Origin of the sequence: Solidesulfovibrio aerotolerans (assembly GCF_009856865.1) — a bacterium.
Lineage (GTDB): Bacteria > Desulfobacterota > Desulfovibrionia > Desulfovibrionales > Desulfovibrionaceae > Solidesulfovibrio > Solidesulfovibrio aerotolerans.
On sequence record NZ_WVUD01000125.1, the window covers coordinates 1 to 659 of the forward strand.

1 pseudogene is annotated in these 659 nt (G+C 58.7%); it reads right to left on the reverse strand.

Annotated features, from left to right (window positions below):
- Positions 1 to 127: 127 nt before the first annotated feature.
- Positions 128 to 592, reverse strand: a pseudogene (locus tag GTA51_RS20375) (IS66 family transposase zinc-finger binding domain-containing protein); the annotation flags it as partial.
- Positions 593 to 659 lie beyond the last annotated feature (67 nt).

Genomic DNA, 659 nt, shown 5'->3' on the forward strand with positions numbered 1-659 from the left:
TGCGGAAGCGAACCTCGGACTTGACCAAATCGGCCACCTGAAGCAGGAGAGAAATACCAGCGCGCTCAACTCATCCTGGGTGGCCGAATATTCCGAATTGGGTGGCCGATTTCACCGAAATCCGCACCCGGCAGGCGTACTTGGGCCGGATGTGGCGGATGACCTGGATCTTGGCCGGCACGATATCGAGCTTCTCGCTTACTTCCTCGCCGATGCGGACCAGAACCGCGCCGCAGGGGCAGGCCTTTTCCGATTCCGGCAGATCGTGGACGATCTCCACCCTGGGCAGATCGGCGGGGATGGGCCGACGTCCGCGCTTGCCACGGGTGTGGGCCGGGGTGCAGACCTCTTCGAAGGTCTGGGGCGTCTGCTCTTCCACGGTCTGTTCGGCTTCGTCGAACAGGGAGAGCCGCTGTTCTTGACCGGTACGGGGCTTTTTCTCGGACTTCGGACCGTAAATGATCAGATTCAGGAGCCGGATGCGCTGCTCAAGCTGGGCAATATGTTGCTGCTGGTCAGCTTGGCTGGCGGCCATGCCGGCGAGAAGGCCTTTCAGTGTGGCGGGGTCGTCAGGAAGAGAATTGATGTCCACAGCCCGGATAATATGCCAGTATTATCCAATTTAATCAAGGTTATACTGGTCAAAAGATCGTCGAATA